Below are 17,072 nucleotides of genomic sequence, written 5' to 3' on the forward strand. Positions count from 1 at the left end.
CGTTGAGCGGGGTGGGTGTTCGCTGCCAGTCCGAGTCCCAGCGGCGCAACCGAACCCACCACCGTGGTCGCTGCGATACCCCACGCGGCAGCGCCCTCGACAGGGGCGGAAGTCGCTGCCGTTCACGTCGCAGGCGTGCGTTCCGTTCGGCTTCGGGACCGCCGGATCGCCGATGGCCGCCTTCCAGGACTGGGAATTCGGCAGCGCGCAGGGATCCACGCGAAAGGCCGACTTCGGATCACGTTTCAGCAGTGGAGGATTGACGGCCAGCCGTCGGATCGCGGCTGCCAGTCCGGTATCCGCCGGCGCACACGCATCGCCGTGGGACATCAGCACCGACATCTCGATTCCGACCGGGGCGCCGTTCTGCGCGAACACCACACGATCACAGCTGTCCGCGTCGCTCGACCGGCCGAGCACCGGTATCCGCGCCGGCATTGTGCCGGTGGGCGCGAACTGCGGCGATGTCGGCTTGATCTCGGTGTCCGCCTACAGGGTGTAGGTACTCGTGTCACCCGAGGGGTCGGTCATTTCGATCGAGCACGCGGTGGGGCCGCCGAATGTTTCCGCGGCAGCTGTCAGGCCGAGCTGCTTGCTCACGGATTGATCCAGGACCGCGCAGGGGTCGATCATGCGTGCCTCGTCGGCGGTGAGGTCGAGTGTCGGGTCGATGATCGCCGCAGTCTCCTCACCGCCCGCCGCCGTCGCCGGCTTCGAATCCGCCCGCGCCGCCTGGACAACCGGCCGAAGCGGTTCACTCCGACCATTTCGCCCGAGCCTGTCGCCGCCGACTCCGGCTCCGCGCTGTTGGACTCCAACGTGGCCGTACTGCTCGGTACCGGATCCGGCCAACTCACCCGAGCCCTCCTCGACGCCGGATCCAGCCGGACCCCGGCAAACGCCGACATCGCCGGGAACGGCTCGGCCGACCTCGCTACAACCGGTTCGGCCCTCGGCGACAATCTCCTGACCACCGGATCGGCCCAATCCCGCCTCGGCCCCGGCAGCGCGTGGTCCAACTTCTGGACCATGCTCGGCAATTCGGGATCGGGCAAGGGCTGGATGCAGGGGGCAGGCTCCAGCGGCTACAACCCGGTCGGCTGAGAGGGTGGCGACTCTTCGAATCCGTGGGCTGGGAACTTGGTCGGTGTGACACTGTTCAGTTGTGCCGGGAGCTCGCTGCCGTGAGACCGATGTTCGACAGCGTTTGCGACTGGCGGCTTCGGCGAGATGGCTTGTGGCGCAATTGCGTAGGGTGTCGGTGTGTTCGAGTACCACGGGTGGATTTCGTTGCGGGCGGGTGCTGGGGTGGTTGATGAGGGGGATGGGCTTCGTCTCGAGGAGGTTCGGGCGGTGGTCGGGGAGCTGGGCGGGTCGGGGCTGGGGGATCTGCGGGCGATGAATGGGGAGTACTACGTTCATGTGGGCGGGTACTCGAATCATCGGGGAAATCATGGGGATCGGGTTATCGCGGGATTCAGCAGGATCGGTCGGCTGGCGCCGGGGTCGTATGGGCTGCTGTATGTGCAGGATGATGAAGATCCTGTCTGGGCGACGGGATTCCGGGTTTATCGGATGGTTCGCGGTGCGGTGACGGAGCAGGCGGATGTGCTGCTCTCCCCGGTCATTCCCACACTGGAGGATCCAGAACTTCAGTGAGAGAAGATAGTTCGGTGGCGGTGGGAAGGCGGGGCGCGGTGGGAACCGGACCTCACCGCCGGTTCCCACCACGACTAAACGGTGCTGGGTCGAGCTGGGTTGACGGCGGGTGCTAGTCGCCGACGACTGGGGATGGGGCGTTGAATGCGATGAGCGCGCCGACCAAGCCCATCACACCGCCGACGGCGGCGGAGGTGAACTCGGCGCGTCGTCGTACTGTGCCACCGGAGCGACCTCGGACGGCGCCGTTCGCGGTGCCGGATCCGACGATCGCCGGGACTAGCGGGACCGCGCCTGCCGCCACCACGGTGCCGACCTTGTTCCGATGGGGATTGAGCGCCCGGTGCTTTCCTGCGGCCATGCAGAGCCTTTCTGTTCAGGCAGAATCTCTGGGGGTACATCGACGCTCGGCATTCGAACCCGCCGGTCGCCTGGATCGGTGACAAATCGGACGACACGAAATCATTGACGTAGCGAAGGAGTAGCCATAACTTCGCCAATACCCATGAAAGAGGCCGGAGTCCCAGTTCGGGAACCCCGGCCTCGCTGGCTTCGCACTCACTCCCGAGTTGCCGCCTCGTCCGTGACTGTCCCGTCGACGGGTAGCGGAGTCGTCGATTCCGCTCGCGGACTGATCCGCAGGCGCGCCCCGAGTAGCCGGGGTCAGGTAGCCGTTCACCGCGCCCACGGCCGCGCCGACGGCCGCCCCCGCCGTCGCGGCGGGCACCGCGATGATCGAGGCGGCCGCAGTCAAGCCCCTACCGAGGCCCCATGGGGAGAGAAATGTGAGTCCGCGCGGTCCTACGCGGATTTGCCCGCTTCCGCATTCGCCACGGATTTGCCATTGCCGGAAGAACTTTCGCCGCCGATCTGTTTGGCGAGCTGACGCGCCTCGACCGGATCGTCGAGCGCTTCGAGCGCGAGCCGTGCGAACACCCACTGCTCGGTGGCGGCCATCTGACCGCGGTGCCGGCCCAGGAACGAGACGAACCATTCGAGCACCGTGACGAAACGGCTACGGAATCCGACCAGGTACCACAGGTGCAGACCCAGCCAGGCCAGCCAGGCGAAGAAGCCGCTGAACTCCAGCTTGCCGACCTGGCACACCGCGCTGAACCGCGACACCGTGGCCATCGAGCCCTTGTCGAAGTACTTGAACGGCTTGCGGTCGGCCACCGTCTGCTTGCCCTCGACCTCGGCCTTGATGGCCTTGGCGGCGTAGGTGCCGCCCTGGATCGCACCCTGCGCCTGCCCGGGCACGCCCGGCACGGACATCAGGTCGCCGACCACGAAGACGTTCGGGTAGCCCTTGATGGTGAGGTCGGGTTCGACGATGACGCGCCCGGCCCGGTCCACCTCGGTGCCCTTGGACCGGTCGGCGAGGATCTTGCCCAGGCCGCTGGCCTGCACGCCCGCCGACCACACCTTGCAGGCGGATTCGATGCGCCGCTCGGAGCCGTCCTGGTCCTTGATGGTGACGCCGCGCGCGTCGACATTGGTGACGATGGCGTTGAGCTGGATCTCCACGCCCATCTTCTCCAGCCGCTGCTGCGCCTTGCCGCCGAGCTTGGGGCCCATGGGTGCGAGCACCGCGCCGGCGCCCTCGACGAGGATGACGCGCGCGTCGCGGGTGTCGATATTGCGGAAGGAGCCGTCCAGGGTGCGGTCGGCGAGTTCGGCGATCTGCCCGGCCAATTCGACGCCGGTGGGTCCCGCGCCGACCACGACGAAAGTCATGAACCGGTCGCGGACCTCGGGATCGGTGGCGAGTTCGGCCTCTTCGAAGGAGCCGAGGATGCGCGCGCGCAGCTCGAGAGCGTCGTCGATGGTCTTCATGCCCGGCGCGTAGGTGGCGAAGTGGTCGTTGCCGAAGTAGGACTGCTGCGCGCCGGCGGCGACGATCAGGCTGTCGAACGGGGTGACGTAGTCCTGGTTGAGCAGGCGCGAGGTGACGGTGCCGTTGTCGACGTCGATGTCGGTGACCTCGCCCATGATGACGCGCGCGTTCTGCTGTTTGCGCAGCACGATGCGGGTGGCGGGGGCGATCTCGCCGGTGGAGAGGATGCCGGTGGCGACCTGGTACAGCAGTGGCTGGAACAGGTGCGTGGAGGTCTTCGAGATGAGGGTGATGTCTACGTCGGCCTTGCGCAGTTGCTTGCAGGCGAACAGTCCACCGAACCCGGACCCGATCACCACCACGCGATGACGCTGTGCGACGGATTTCTCGGCGTTCATCTAGTTCCTGCTCCTCGCCAGACGGTGTAAGTACGACAACTCACCCGTAACGGTAATGCAGTGTGAGTAGCGCAGACCAATCAGGACCGACCGAAAACAGACGTTCAAGACAGCTGTCTCGAAAATACAATATGGTCGATTGTTCAGCATAGATTGCCGCGCGAACCGCCGCGGGCGGCTCCGGCCGTGCCGGAACCGCCCGCGCGCTGGATCGGTGCAGGAGTGGGCTCAGCGACCCTGGAAGAGCAATTGCGCTACGTGGGTGGTGGTTTCGGAGCCGTCGGTGTAACCGCCCTGATTACCCTGCTCGGTCATGATGGCGAGCGTGTAGCGCTCACCCGGGCCCGCGAAGCCGACCGAATTGACCACCCAGCCGCCCTGCTCGTCGGACCAGCCATTCTTCAGGCCCGGGTTCATGGCCGGCCCCGCACCCCACACGCCCCAGTGCTGGTTGGTGTCCACGTGCCGCATCCGGTCGAGCAGGTAGGCGCGGTCGTCGGGGTTCATCTTGGTGAGGACATTGTCCATCAGCCGGTCCAGGTCGGCGGGCGCGCACTGCTGGAAACCCCAGTCGGGGAACAGCTTGACCTGCTCGATCGAGGTGGTCGGCGGCATCGGGACCAGGCCGGTCATGCCGTTGGCGCGGAAGGCGTTGTTGAACGACATCCGGTCCAGCCCCGCGAACTTGTTCCACAGGATGTCGGCGGCGGTGTCGTTGGAGGTTGCCAGCATCGACTCCATCAGGGAGCGGTCGTCGGGCCCGAGCTGGATGGCGCCGACCCGGGCACGGTTCAGCAGATCCTCGGCGATTGCCAGTTTGATGGTGGAGGCGGTCCAGAAGTTGGTGTCCGCGTTGGCGTTTCGATAAATGCCGCCGGTGACACGGTCACGCATCACGTAGCCGGTGACGCCGGGACGGGTGCTGAGGTAATTGTCGACGGCGGCGATGCGATTGCTCATATCGGCGTCGAATCCCGCGATGGGGCCCTGGGTGTGCGCCGGTATGGCACCGGCCACGGGGGTGAAGGCGGGGGCGGCCGGAATGAGGGCCGCGGCAGCCAGAACACAAGCGGAGGAGGCCACGCGCCGGGCCTTGGGGGAACGCACGAGGGAACACAATAGAGGGGACCATGCCCGATACGCACGTCTTGAGGTGATTCGGGGGACGTGTTATCGAATCGACACTGTTGCACGGACTTTCGCGCGTGTCAGTGGAAAGCCGCGTGCAGCTCTTCGATACTGCGTCCGTTGAGGCGATAGCAGTGCTCGAACGCCTCGGTGTGCCGCTCGCGCGGCCACCACTGCAGCACCACGCCGCGGCCGTAATGCCGGGAGTTGACGAGCTCCCAGCGCTCTCCCCGCCGGCGAACCGTGAACCCGGTTCTGGGTACCAGGGGAATGACCGACGCAGACATCGACGCGGACCAGCCTTTCGTGAGAACTTCGAACCTCCCCGAAAGGCACTGTCGCATACCACACTAGAAATTCCGGGTGACGCGCCCTAGCAAACCCCGGGCGTGTGGCGGGTGTCACCCGGCGAGCCGCGGCGCTGGGTGTTTGCATGTCGTTCGCCGACTGTATAAACACAGGTCGTGCACATTCACCGGGCCGAACGAGCGGATACGCTCGCCGACGCGCTGGCCGAGTTGCTCGCCGATCCGCTCGGCGATCCGTTCACCCCGGAGGTGGTGGCGGTCCCCGCGAAGGGGATCGAGCGCTGGCTGAATCAGCGGCTGGCCACGGTGCTCGGCAGCGGCGCCGCCGCCGACGGTATCTCGGCGAACATCGACTTCGCCGATCCCGCGGCCCTGGTCGCGGCGGTGCTGGCGGAGGCGACGGGGGTGGATCCGGACCAGGATCCGTGGTCGCCGGAGCGTCTGGTGTGGACGGTGCTGCCGGTCCTGGACGAGGTACTGGCCGAGCCGTGGGCCGCGGTGCCGGCCCGGCATCTCGGGCACGGGGACGCGCGGGGGCACCGGGTCGGCCGCCGGTACGCGACGGCCGCGCGGATCGCGTCGCTGTTCGACAGCTATGCCGCGCAGCGTCCGGACATGATCACCGACTGGGCCGACGGCCGCGACACCGACGGCGCGGGCCGGGAGCTGCCCGCGGATCTGATGTGGCAGCCGATGCTGTGGCGGCGGCTGCGCGGGGTGGTCGGGGTGGCGAGTCCCGCCGAGCGCCTGGGCGCGGCGTGCGCGCGGCTGCGGGTGGAACCGTCCATTGTGTCTCTGCCGGAACGGATTTCGCTGTTCGGCGTGACCCGGCTGACCACCGATCAGCTGGCCGTGCTCTCGGCGCTGTCGTCGGGGCGTCAGGTGCACCTGTGGCTGGTGCATCCCAGCCCCGCGCTGTGGAACAAGCTCGCCGACGCCGAGGTGATCCCGAATCCCGCTGTGCGCGTGCGGCATCCGCTGCTGGCGGCACTGGGCCGCGACGTGCGGGAGCTGCAGCAGCGGCTGTCCGGATACGACCACATCGACACCTATCACCCGCGGCCGGAGACGATCGAGCCGCGCACGCTGCTGACCGAGTTGCAGGCCGCGGTGCGTCAGGACCGCTGGTCGCTCATGCCGGAGCCGGGCCTGGCCGACGGGACCATCGCGGTGCACTCCTGCCACGGTCCGTCGCGGCAGGTGGAGGTGCTGCGCGACGCGCTGCTCGGACTCTTCGCCGCCGACCCCACCCTGGAGCCGCGCGACGTCATCGTCATGTGCCCCGATGTGGAGCGGTACGCGCCGCTGGTGCGCGCCGCCTTCGGGCAGTGGTCCCTCGACGGGGCCGAGCCGGGGCATCCCGCGCACGGGCTGCGGGTGCGGCTGGCCGACCGCGCACAGCGGGCGGTCAATCCGGTGCTGGACGTGGTCGGCACACTGCTGGAACTGGCCGACGGGCGCGTCACCGTGACCGAGGTGCTGGATCTGTGTGCGGCCGAACCGGTTCGGGTGCGCTGCGGCTTCGACGACGACGATATCGAGCGGCTGCGGGAATGGGCCGCCGAGACCGGGGCGCGCTGGGGGATCGGACAGCGGCAGCGGCAGGCGTTCGGGCTCGGGGACTTCGCGCAGAACACGCTCAACGCGGCGGTCGACCGCATTCTGCTCGGAGTCGCGGCGGGCGAATCCAGTGAGGACTGGCTCGATCTGGTGCTGCCGCTGGACGACGTGGACAGCAACGACATCGACCTGGCCGGGCGATTCGCCGAATTCGTGGACCGGCTGGCGGTGTGCCTGCGCGATCTGCGCGGCTCCACCCTGGAAGAACCGTCCGGCAGCGCGCGACCGGCGTCGGAGTGGGCGGCGGTGCTGGGGCGGTCCCTCGACCTGCTCACCGACATGCCCGCCGGCCAGGCCTGGATGGGGGTGCAGGCGCGTCGCGAATTGACGACCGCGCTGGAACCCGCGGGCGGGATTCCCTTGCGGCTCACCGATATCGGCGCGCTGCTGACCGCGCGGCTGGCGGGGCGGCCCTCGCGCGCGAACTTCCGCACCGGCGAGCTGACGGTCTGCACCATGGTCCCGATGCGGTCGGTGCCGCACCGGGTGGTGGTGCTGCTCGGCCTGGACGACGAGGTGTTCCCGCGCGCCGGCGGCGTGGACGGTGACGACGCGCTGGCCCGGCACCGCTGCCCCGGCGACCGGGATCCGCGCAGCGAGGACCGGCAGCTGCTGCTGGACGCCATCATGGCCGCCGGGGAGCGACTCGTGTTGCTGCACACCGGTTCCGACCCGGTGTCGGGCGCGCACCGCCCGCCCGCGATTCCGCTGGCCGAGCTGCTCGACACCGTGCGGGCGCATGTCGGCACGGACGGTCTGGAGCGAGTCGTGACGCGACATCCGTTGCAGCCCTTCGACCGCCGCAACTTCCGGCCCGAACAGCCCTTCAGTTTCGACACCGTGGCACTGGCGGGCGCGCAGGCCGCGGGGCGCGCACCGCAGCCGCGCCCCCTGTTCCTCGGCACGCCGCTGCCGGGCCGGGAGCGCGGTGATGTGGAGCTGGCCGATCTGGTGGCCTTCGCCGAGCATCCGGTGCGGGCCTTCCTGTGGCAGCGGCTGGGGATCCGGGTGCCGGAGGACGAGGAGGAGATCGCCGACCGCCTTCCCATCGAGCTCGACGGCCTCACCAAATGGAACATGGGCGAGCGCATGCTGTCCGCGCGGCTGACCGGCGTGGACCCGAACGTGCTGCGCGCGGCCGAATGGCGGCGCGGCACCCTGCCGCCGTTCAGCATGGGCGCGGCCGTGCTCGACGAGGTGGAGGGCACCGTCGACCAGCTGGTGCGGGTGGCCCGCCCGCTGCACGAGATCCCCGCGCGCACCATCGACATCGCCGTGGATCTGGGGGACGGCCGCCGGCTCACGGGCACGGTCCCCGACGTCCACGACGACGCGCTGCTGCGCACCACGTTCTCGCGGCTGGCTCCGAAACACCGGATGGCGGCCTGGATTCGCCTGCTCGCGCTGGCCGCCACCGGGACGCATCAGTCGTGGCGGGCCATCACCATCGGCCGCGGCAAACACCATCGCCCGGCCTGGCAGTCGACCCTCACCTCGCCCACCGCGGCCCTGGCCCGCGGCATTCTGCGCGACCTGGTGCTCCTGCGCGACGAGGGCCTGTCCGAGCCGCTGCCCATCGCGCCCTCGGCCTCGGCCACCTACGCCGAACGCCGGCTCGCGGGCGCCTCCGCCGAGGACGCCCTGCACGCCGCCGAACAGGACTTCGACGACCGCTTCGGCGAACACACCGACCGCTACTTCCGCCACATCCTGGGCCGCACGCCCCGTTTCCATCAGCTCACCGAGGCCGCGGCCCCCGCGGTCCCCGGCGTCGAGTCGGAACCGACCCGTTTCGGCGAACTGGCGCGCCGTCTCTGGAACCCCCTGCTCACCAACGAGAATCAAGGTCAGCCATGACCATCCCGAGGAGGAACCCCCTGCCCGTCACCGCTCCCGGGAGCCCGGCATGACCGACGACCTGTTCTCCCTGACCGACCCGGACCTGGCTCCGCGCCCCGCCGTCCGTCCGCGACGCCGCGGCGACGGCGTCAGCGGCGAACCGCGTCGCCGGGAGGCCGCGCCCGCGCACAGCGACAATCCGGATCTGTTCGATCTGGCCGCCGGGTCCGGGCCGATCGGTAAAGGCGATGATCGGCAAGGACTTTGGGCGGCCGACCCCTCACCGGTCATGCCGGGGGCCGGCAACCTCGCGGCTGATGCGACTGGGCGGCAATCGGATTCGGGCAGAGCGGGGGATCGGGTCCCGGGTTCCGGTGGGGAGCCCGCCGGGCAGGGGCTGTGGGAGGCGAGCGTGAGCGGAGCCGAGGGCGAGTCTGCGAACGCCACCCCGCCGACCGGTTCGGTTGTGCCGGCCGGGGATTCGGGACCTCGGTTCGAGCTGACCGGAGCGCTGCCGGTGGGGACCACGGTGCTCGAGGCGAGTGCGGGGACCGGGAAGACGTACGCCATCGTCGGACTGGCGGTCCGATTCGTGGCCGAGAGGGGAGTGGACGTCTCCGAGCTGCTCCTGGTCACGTTCAGCCGGGCGGCGACCCAGGAGCTGCGGGAGCGGACTCGGGATCGGTTCGTGGGAGTGGCGGCGGCGCTGGGAGATCCGGAGCGGGCGCTCTGCTCGGAGGACGAGTTGATCCGGCATCTGGCGCAGGGAAATCCCGGGGAGATCGCGTTGCGGCGGGAGCGGCTGCTGGCGGCGCTGTCGGATTTCGACGCGGGAACCATTGCCACGACGCACAGTTTCTGTCAGCGGATGCTGGACGAACTCGGGCTGGCGGGGGAGCAGGATCCGGGGGCGCGGCTGGTGGAGGGGATCGAGGACGTGGTGTCCACGGTCGCCGACGATCTGTACCTGAGCCGGTACGCGCGCGGGGGCAAGCCCTTCGGGCCCGCGGACGCGCAGCGGCTGGCCGCGGCGGCCGTCGGGGATCCACACGCCCTGCTGCTGCCCGAGGCCGATGGCGACGATGATCCGGCGGCCGAGCGGGTCGCGTTCGCGCAGGCTGTGCGGGTGGAAACGGCACGGCGCAAACGACTTTCGGGTCTGCGCGACTTCGACGACCTGCTGGTGCTGCTGCACGAGGTGCTGGCCGATCCCGAGCACGGGCCGCGCGCCTGTCAGCGGATCCGGGACCGGTACCGGGTGGCACTGGTGGACGAGTTCCAGGACACCGACCCGCTGCAGTGGGACATCCTCCGCCGCGCCTTCCATGGGCACGCCACCCTGGTGCTGGTCGGCGACCCGAAGCAGGCGATCTACGCCTTCCGCGGGGCCGAGGTGCTCAGCTATCTGGACGCGGTGGCGCACGCCGACAGCAAGCGTGAACTCACCACCAACCGGCGCAGCGACGCCGGCCTGCTGACCGCGCTCGAACACCTGCACGGCGGAGCGGCCCTGGGGCACAAGGAGATCACCGTGCACCGGGTGACGGCGACCAGACCGTTCTCGCGGCTCACCGGGGCGCCCGAGCGGATCACGCCGCTGCGGTTGCGGTGCCTGCCGCGCAGTGGCGCGGGTCCGCTGAACAAGTCCGGGTATCCGACGGTCGGCCGGCAGCGGGAGCGGGTCGCCGTCGACGTGGCCGCCGACATCGTCGGGCTGCTCGAATCCGGGGTCCTGATCAACGCGAACGCCGGCGAAAGGCCCATCGGGCCGGGCGATATCGCGGTGCTGGTGCGCAATCGGAACCAGCTGGAAATGGTGCGCGCCGAGCTGGAAGCGGCCGGTGTCGCCTCGGTGCTGGCCGGTGGGGCGAGCGTGTTCGCTACCCCCGCGGCCACCGAATGGCTGTGGGTGCTGCACGCGCTGGAGCAGCCGCACCGCGCCGACCGGGTGCGCCTGGCCGCAGGGACCGCGCTGCTCGGGCTGAGCGCCGAGGAGATCGATGCCGGGGGAGCGGATCTGGTCGGCCGGCTCAGCGCCGAACTGCGCGACTCGGCCCGGCTGTTCGCGCGTGCCGGCTTCGCCGCGGTCGCCGAGAAACTCGGCGCCGAAACCCGATTGGCCCCGCGCCTGCTCGCCCTCGAGGGCGGCGAACGCCAGCTCACCGACCTGCGCCAGATCGCGCAGCTGCTCGACGACGCGGCCCTGCGCGAGGGTCTGGGCCTGTCGGCGCTGACCCGCTGGCTGGCCGACCGGGTGCGTGATCCGGCCTCCGGCAGCGTCGCCGACCGCAGCCGTCGCCTGGACCGCGACGCCGCGGCCGTGCAGATCGCCACCGTGCACGCCAGCAAGGGCCTCGAATTCCCGGTGGTGTACCTGCCTTTCGCGTGGGACGCGGCCAAGCTGCGCAACCCGCCGACCCTGCTGTTCCACGACGAGCAGGGCCGCCGCGTCCTCGACGTCGGCGGCCCCGACGCGCCCGGCTACAGTTCGCGCCGCCTGCGCGCCGAGGCCGAGGAACAGGCCGAGGAGCTGCGCCTGCTGTATGTGGCCCTGACCCGGGCGGGCGCGCAGATCGTGGCCTGGTGGGCGCCCGCCTACGACACCCAGACCGCGCCGCTGCACCGCATGCTGCTGGGCCGCGAGCCCGGCAGCCCGGCCGTCGCCGACAAGGTGCCGGTCCCCGCGGATTCGGTGCTGCTGGAACGCATCCGGGAGTGGGCGGCCACCGCCGAACCGGGCGTGATCGCCGTCGAACAGGTGCGCGAGATCACCCGCGCCCGCCTGCCCCTCGACGGCACCGTCGGCACCGCAGTGCCTTTGGCGGCCGCGCACTTCGACCGCGCGCTCGATCAGGCGTGGCGGCGCACCTCCTACTCGGCGCTGACCGCGGGTGCGCACGATGCCCTGCCCGCCGCCGACCTGCCCGAGGGCAGCGGCATCGCCGACGAACCGGCCACCCCCGCCGTGCTCGCCGACGACCTCACTGCGTTCACGGGAGCCCGTCCGTCGCTGATGAATTCGCTGCCCTACGGCGCCGAGTTCGGCACGCTCGTGCACGAGGTGCTCGAATACGTCGACACCGACGCCCCCGACCTCGCCGCCGAGATCCGGGCGCGCGTCCTGCACGCGGTGGGCGAGCAGATGTTCGACGCCGACCCGGACGTCCTGGCGGGTGCGCTGCTGGCGGTCATGCGCACGCCCATCGGTTTCGGCGCGCTCGCCGACTTCTCGACCCGGGATCGCTTGAGCGAGCTCGATTTCGAATTGCCGCTGGCCGGTGGCGACCATCCGGTCGGCACGCGGGTGACCGTCCCGCGCATCGCCGACCTGCTGCGCCGGCACCTGCCCGCGGACGATGTCTTCGCCCCGTACGCCGACCAGCTGGCCCACCTGGACGACACGCCGCTGCGCGGTTATCTCACCGGCAGCATCGACGTCGTGCTGCGCACCACCGGACCGAGGTTCGTGGTCATCGACTACAAGACCAACCGCCTCGGTACCGGCGATCTCACCGTCGCCCACTACACCCACGAGCGCATGGCCGCGGAGATGATGCGGTCGCACTATCCGCTGCAGGCCCTCCTGTATTCCGTTGCCCTGCACCGGTATCTGCGCTGGCGGCTGCCCGGCTACGATCCGGCCGTGCACCTGGGCGGTATCCGCTACCTGTTCGTGCGCGGGATGATCGGACCCGATACCCCGGACGGCGCAGGCGTTTTCGACTGGCTGCCGCCCGCGGACCTGATCGTCGAGCTGTCGGCCCTGCTGGCCGGCGACCCGGAGGTGACGCGGTGACCGCGATCCAGCTGGCCCAGCGTGGCACCGGCCCGCTGCAGGTGTTCAACGCCGCCGGGGTGCTGTCGGCGGCGGATGTGCATGTGGCGCTGCGGCTCGCGCGGCTCGGCGGCGAACGGTCACCGGCGGTCGTGTTCGCCACCGCGCTGGCGGTGCGCGCGGTGCGATCCGGGTCGGTGTGCCTGGAGGTCCGACGCATGCACGAGATCGGCGTCGATGCCGAAGGCGCCGAGGAGTCCGCCATCGACCCGGCCACCCTGCCGTGGCCGGAGGTGGAATCGGTCATCGCGGCGCTGCGGGTGAGCCCGCTGGTGACCGGGAGCCCGTCCGGGCCGCTGCGCCCACTGCGGCTCATCGACCCGCCCGGCCCGAATGCCTCGGGCCCGTTGCTCTACCTCGACCGGTATTACCGGCAGGAGGAGACCATCCGCCGTGTCCTCACCGAGCGCGCCGCCACCCACCCGATGGTGGACGCGGAACTCGTTCGGCGTGAACTGGATCGGCTCTTCCCCGACCATGCCGGGCCCGGCGAACCGCCGGATCGGCAGCGGCTGGCTGCGGCGCTGGCCACCACCCAGTCGACCACCGTGATCGCGGGCGGTCCCGGTACGGGCAAGACGCACACCATCGCCCGGGTGCTGGCCCTGCTGGTCGCGCATCAGCAGGCCTTGCCCGGCGCGCCCGCCCTGCGCATCGCCCTGGCCGCCCCGACCGGCAAGGCCGCCGCGCGCATGCAGGAATCGGTGCGTGAGCAGGCGGGCGAGATCGGCCTGCCCGAACTGACCGCCGCCACCCTGCACCGGCTGCTGGGCTGGCAGCGCGGCGGCGCGGGCCGATTCAAGCACAACGAATTCAACCGGCTGCCCTACGACGTCATCGTGGTCGACGAGACCTCCATGGTGTCGCTGACCATGATGAGCCGGCTGCTGCCCGCCGTGCGGCCCGACGCCCGCCTCGTGCTGGTCGGCGACCCGGACCAGCTGGCCTCGGTCGACGCGGGCGCGGTGCTCGCCGACCTGGTCGCGGGACCCGTTCCGGGACAGGCGAATCCGGCGCTGGAACGTATTCTCGGCGGCGACCCGGCCGCCACCGCCGCCCACCCGGACGGGCTGTCCGGGCGCGAACGCGAACGTCTGCAGGGCGGCATCGTCCGGCTCACTCGCGGCCGCCGCTTCGGCGGGCGCATCGCCGAACTGGCCGTCGCGATCCGGGCGGGCGACGCGGATGCCGCGCTGGCGTTGCTGGCCGACGGCGGAGACGAACTGTCGCTCTACGCACCCGACGACATCACCGAGGTCCGCGCCGACATCCTGCGCGCGGCCCGGGAGGCCACCGACGCCGCCGTCGACGGCAATGCGACCGCCGCGCTCACCGCACTCGAATCCCATCGCCTGCTGTGCGCCCACAGGCAGGGCCCCTACGGTGTCGAACGGTGGGATCGCCTGGCCGCCGGGTGGGTGACCGCCGCCGGCATCACCGCCGATCCAGGTGCCGGACACTGGTATCCGGGGCAGCCGCTGCTGGTCACCGCCAACGACCACGAGGCCCGCATCTACAACGGCGACACCGGCGTCATCGTCCGCGCGGCCGACGGCACTCTGCGCGCCGCGCTGCAGCGCGGCACCGAGCCGTACCTGGTGCATCCCACTCAGTTCCCCGGAGTGACCACCGTCTACGCCATGACCATCCACCGCAGTCAGGGCAGCCAGTACGACACCGTGTCGGTCGTGCTGCCCGGACCCGAATCGACACTGCTGACCCGGGAACTGCTGTACACGGCCATCACACGCGCCCGCCGCCACGTTCGGGTCCTCGGCACCGAAGAATCCATCCGCTCCGGCATCGCTCGCCGGGTGCTGCGCGCGAGCGGCCTGCGCAACCGGGAATGACTCGCCGCCCCGGCCTCGGAACACGCTGTCGCGGCCTGGGTGTACCGCGGTAGGGCGGCTGTCCGCGGCCGGATCGGCGTAGCGTGGGCGGAACCTGATACGGCTGTCGCCGTGGTCTTTCGGGGGCGCGTGCGGCCGGAAGCGGAGGGTTGCCCATGACCGAGTGGGAAGGCGAGCGGTCCACGGATAGCGTGGTGTCCGCCGATGGAACGCGGATCGCCTATGTCACCGAGGGGATGGGGCCGGGGGTGATCGTCGTCCCGGGGGTGCTGTCGCTCGCGGAGGGGTACAGCCGGTTCGCCGACGCGCTGGCCTCCGCGTTCACCGTGCACACGATCGAACGGCGCGGGCGCGGGGACAGTGGTCCGCAGCGACCGGACCACGGGGTCGAGGACGACTGCGCGGATGTGCGGGCGCTGATGGACAAAACGGGTGCCGCGTTCCTGGTCGGGCACTCGTACGGCGGGTTCGTCGCCCTCGAAGCCGCCCGGAACAACCCGGGCATCCGGAAGGTCGCGGTATACGAGCCGGGGCTGTCGGTCAAGGGGTCCATGCCGTCCAAATGGATGAAGCCCTATGAGAAGTACCTGGCTCAGGACAAACCCCTCGAGGCCTTCATCGAATTCATCCGTGAGATCGGCCCGGACAGCACCCGCAAGATTCCGCGCTGGATGTTCCGCCGCATGACGCCGATCTTCATGAATGCGCCCGAAAAGGACATGGTGATCGCGCAGTTGCCGCAGAACCTCACCGAACACCGCCAGTACGTGCGGTTCGACAGCACCTACCACCACTACGCGGAGATCACCGCCGAGGTGCTGCTGCTCGACGGCGACCGGGAACGGCGCGCCTGGACCGCCTCCGATCAGGAGCTGCTGGCCTCCGTGATCCCGCACAGCGAACGTGCCACCATTCCCGGGCTCGACCATTTCGGCATCGACAAGGGCGACCCGGATCGAGTGGCCGGCATGGTGGGCGAATTCTTTTCCCGTTCGTAGCGGTCTCGGACGCTGGCCCGCACCACGGTCGATAGGCTGGGGCTATGGCCACTACGCCCGAGCACGTCGACGTGCTGATTGTCGGGGCCGGACTGTCCGGTATCGATGCCGCCTATCATCTGCAGCGCGCGTTTCCGTGGCGGAGCTACGCCATTCTGGAGATGCGCGAGGCCAGCGGCGGCACCTGGGATCTGTTCCGCTACCCGGGGATTCGCTCCGATTCGGACATGTTCACCCTCGGCTATCGGTTCCGGCCGTGGCTGGGGGACAAGGCCATCGCCAGCGGTGACTCGATCCTCGCGTACGTGCGCGACACCGCCTCGGAGAACGGGATCGACAAGCGTATCCGCTACCGGCACAAGGTGGTGCGGGCCGAATGGTTCTCGGCGGACAACCGCTGGACCGTCACCGCCGACCACGACGGACGGCCGGTCACCATGACCACGAACTTCCTGTTCAGCTGCTCGGGCTACTACCGTTACGACGAGGGCTATGCCCCGGACTTCGCGGGTACCGAACGCTTCCGGGGCCCGATCATCCACCCCCAGCACTGGCCCGATCATGTCGACGTCGAGGACAAGCGGGTCATCATCATCGGGTCCGGCGCCACCGCCGTCACCCTCGGCCCCGCCCTGGTGGAACAGGGCGCGCACGTGACCATGCTGCAGCGGTCGCCCTCGTACATCATTTCCATGCCCGCCCGCGATAGCTTCGCGGACAGCGCCCGGAAATTGCTGCCCGCGCGCGCCGCCTATGCCCTGACCCGCGCCAAGAACGTCGCGCTCAGCACGATGATGTATCAACTGTCGCAACGGTATCCGAAGCGCATGCGGGCCTGGATCCGCGGCTGGCAGCAACGGTGGCTGCCCGACGGTTTCGACCTCGACACCCACTTCAACCCCAGCTACAAGCCGTGGGATCAGCGACTGTGCCTGTCGCCCGACGGCGATCTGTTCCGCGCCATCCGGCAGGACAAACTGGATCTGGTCACCGACCGCATCGACACCTTCACCGAAACCGGACTGCGCCTCGAATCCGGGCGCGATCTCGCCGCCGACGTCATCATCACCGCAACGGGATTGAACCTGATCCCCTTCGGGGGCATCGAACTTGCCGTGGACGGCCGCGAGATCAACCTTCCCGACACCATGGCCTACAAGGCCATGATGCTCTCCGAAGTCCCCAACTTCGCCTTCGTCATCGGCTACACCAACGCCTCCTGGACCCTCAAGGCAGACCTGGTGTGCGAGTACGTCGTCCGCCTGCTCCGCTATATGGACGCCGAAGGCTACGTCCGCGCCACCCCGGTCCGCGACCCCTCCGTCGGCACCGCACCCTTCCTCGACTTCGAACCCGGCTACGTCCTCCGCTCCCTCGACATCCTTCCCAAACAGGGCGACCGCGCACCCTGGCGTCTCCACATGAACTACCTCCGCGACCTCCCCAAACTCCGCTACGGCAGAATCACCGACCCGGCCATGCGCTTCGAGCGGGTCTGACCCGCAGTCGGATTCGCCCGTCGCGCGATCGACGAAATCGAAGACAAAAGCGGAAGAGATCAAAAGACAAGAGATGCAGTGATGATGTGGGTGAACCCCGC

General features: G+C 69.7%; 12 protein-coding genes. 8 read left to right on the plus strand and 4 right to left on the minus strand.

Going from position 1 to position 17,072, the window contains the following annotated elements; all coding sequences use genetic code 11:
- The first annotated feature begins 172 nt into the window (after positions 1–172).
- From ON33_RS08940 to ON33_RS08950, 3 genes are all read left to right on the plus strand, one after another.
- Complete coding sequence (locus tag ON33_RS08940; protein ID WP_040857330.1) at positions 173–502, plus strand: hypothetical protein; 330 nt, start codon at positions 173–175, stop codon at positions 500–502.
- Between the two features lie 317 nt (positions 503–819).
- Complete coding sequence (locus ON33_RS41045) at positions 820–1,104, plus strand: hypothetical protein (RefSeq protein ID WP_157184455.1); 285 nt, start codon at positions 820–822, stop codon at positions 1,102–1,104.
- Between the two features lie 159 nt (positions 1,105–1,263).
- Complete coding sequence (locus ON33_RS08950; protein ID WP_040857333.1) at positions 1,264–1,659, plus strand: Imm7 family immunity protein; 396 nt, start codon at positions 1,264–1,266, stop codon at positions 1,657–1,659.
- A gap of 112 nt (positions 1,660–1,771) precedes the next feature.
- Here the strand turns inward: ON33_RS08950 and ON33_RS08955 are convergent, their stop codons facing one another.
- The 4 genes from ON33_RS08955 to ON33_RS08970 form a co-directional block, all read right to left on the minus strand.
- Positions 1,772–2,020 (minus strand): hypothetical protein, encoded by a 249-nt coding sequence (locus ON33_RS08955; RefSeq protein WP_040857335.1) that lies wholly within the window; start codon positions 2,018–2,020, stop codon positions 1,772–1,774.
- A gap of 440 nt (positions 2,021–2,460) precedes the next feature.
- Positions 2,461–3,894, minus strand: a complete 1,434-nt coding sequence (locus ON33_RS08960; RefSeq protein WP_040857337.1) for an NAD(P)/FAD-dependent oxidoreductase — start codon at positions 3,892–3,894, stop codon at positions 2,461–2,463.
- Between the two features lie 228 nt (positions 3,895–4,122).
- Positions 4,123–5,013 (minus strand): serine hydrolase, encoded by an 891-nt coding sequence (locus ON33_RS08965; protein WP_040857339.1) that lies wholly within the window; start codon positions 5,011–5,013, stop codon positions 4,123–4,125.
- A gap of 89 nt (positions 5,014–5,102) precedes the next feature.
- A complete protein-coding gene (locus ON33_RS08970) occupies positions 5,103–5,309 on the minus strand; it encodes a hypothetical protein (RefSeq protein ID WP_040857341.1) in 207 nt (68 codons plus the stop codon).
- Between the two features lie 177 nt (positions 5,310–5,486).
- Between ON33_RS08970 and recC the strand changes: the two genes are divergently transcribed.
- The 5 genes from recC (at position 5,487) to ON33_RS08995 (ending at position 16,971) form a co-directional block, all read left to right on the plus strand.
- The gene (gene recC, locus ON33_RS08975) at positions 5,487–8,807 is read left to right on the plus strand and encodes an exodeoxyribonuclease V subunit gamma (RefSeq protein ID WP_040857343.1); all 3,321 of its coding nucleotides are present in this window, start codon (positions 5,487–5,489) and stop codon (positions 8,805–8,807) included.
- Positions 8,808–8,856: 49 nt separating this feature from the next.
- Positions 8,857–12,585 carry a UvrD-helicase domain-containing protein gene (locus tag ON33_RS08980; RefSeq protein WP_245550412.1) on the plus strand — a complete coding sequence of 1,243 codons (3,729 nt, stop codon included), beginning with the start codon at positions 8,857–8,859 and terminating at the stop codon, positions 12,583–12,585.
- Positions 12,582–14,474, plus strand: coding sequence for an exodeoxyribonuclease V subunit alpha (recD, locus tag ON33_RS08985; protein ID WP_040857345.1), 1,893 nt, complete (start codon positions 12,582–12,584; stop codon positions 14,472–14,474). The genes ON33_RS08980 and recD overlap by 4 nt, the downstream gene beginning before the upstream one ends.
- A 155-nt stretch (positions 14,475–14,629) precedes the next feature.
- Entirely contained in the window at positions 14,630–15,472 is an 843-nt protein-coding gene (locus tag ON33_RS08990; RefSeq protein WP_040857347.1) for an alpha/beta fold hydrolase, read from the plus strand.
- A 44-nt stretch (positions 15,473–15,516) separates the two neighbouring features.
- Positions 15,517–16,971 carry a flavin-containing monooxygenase gene (locus ON33_RS08995; protein WP_040857349.1) on the plus strand — a complete coding sequence of 485 codons (1,455 nt, stop codon included), beginning with the start codon at positions 15,517–15,519 and terminating at the stop codon, positions 16,969–16,971.
- Positions 16,972–17,072 lie beyond the last annotated feature (101 nt).

This window comes from Nocardia niigatensis NBRC 100131, assembly GCF_000308655.1.
In the GTDB taxonomy this organism is placed as follows: Bacteria; Actinomycetota; Actinomycetes; order Mycobacteriales; family Mycobacteriaceae; genus Nocardia; species Nocardia niigatensis.

Coding starts and splice junctions, on each gene's coding strand:
- ON33_RS08955 (WP_040857335.1), bottom strand. CDS start 2,020: ATGGCCGCAGGAAAGCACCGGGCGCTCAATCCCCATCGGAACAAGGTC.
- ON33_RS08970 (WP_040857341.1), bottom strand. CDS start 5,309: ATGTCTGCGTCGGTCATTCCCCTGGTACCCAGAACCGGGTTCACGGTT.
- ON33_RS08940 (WP_040857330.1), top strand. CDS start 173: ATGGCCGCCTTCCAGGACTGGGAATTCGGCAGCGCGCAGGGATCCACG.
- ON33_RS08995 (WP_040857349.1), top strand. CDS start 15,517: ATGGCCACTACGCCCGAGCACGTCGACGTGCTGATTGTCGGGGCCGGA.
- ON33_RS08990 (WP_040857347.1), top strand. CDS start 14,630: ATGACCGAGTGGGAAGGCGAGCGGTCCACGGATAGCGTGGTGTCCGCC.
- ON33_RS08960 (WP_040857337.1), bottom strand. CDS start 3,894: ATGAACGCCGAGAAATCCGTCGCACAGCGTCATCGCGTGGTGGTGATC.
- ON33_RS08980 (WP_245550412.1), top strand. CDS start 8,857: ATGACCGACGACCTGTTCTCCCTGACCGACCCGGACCTGGCTCCGCGC.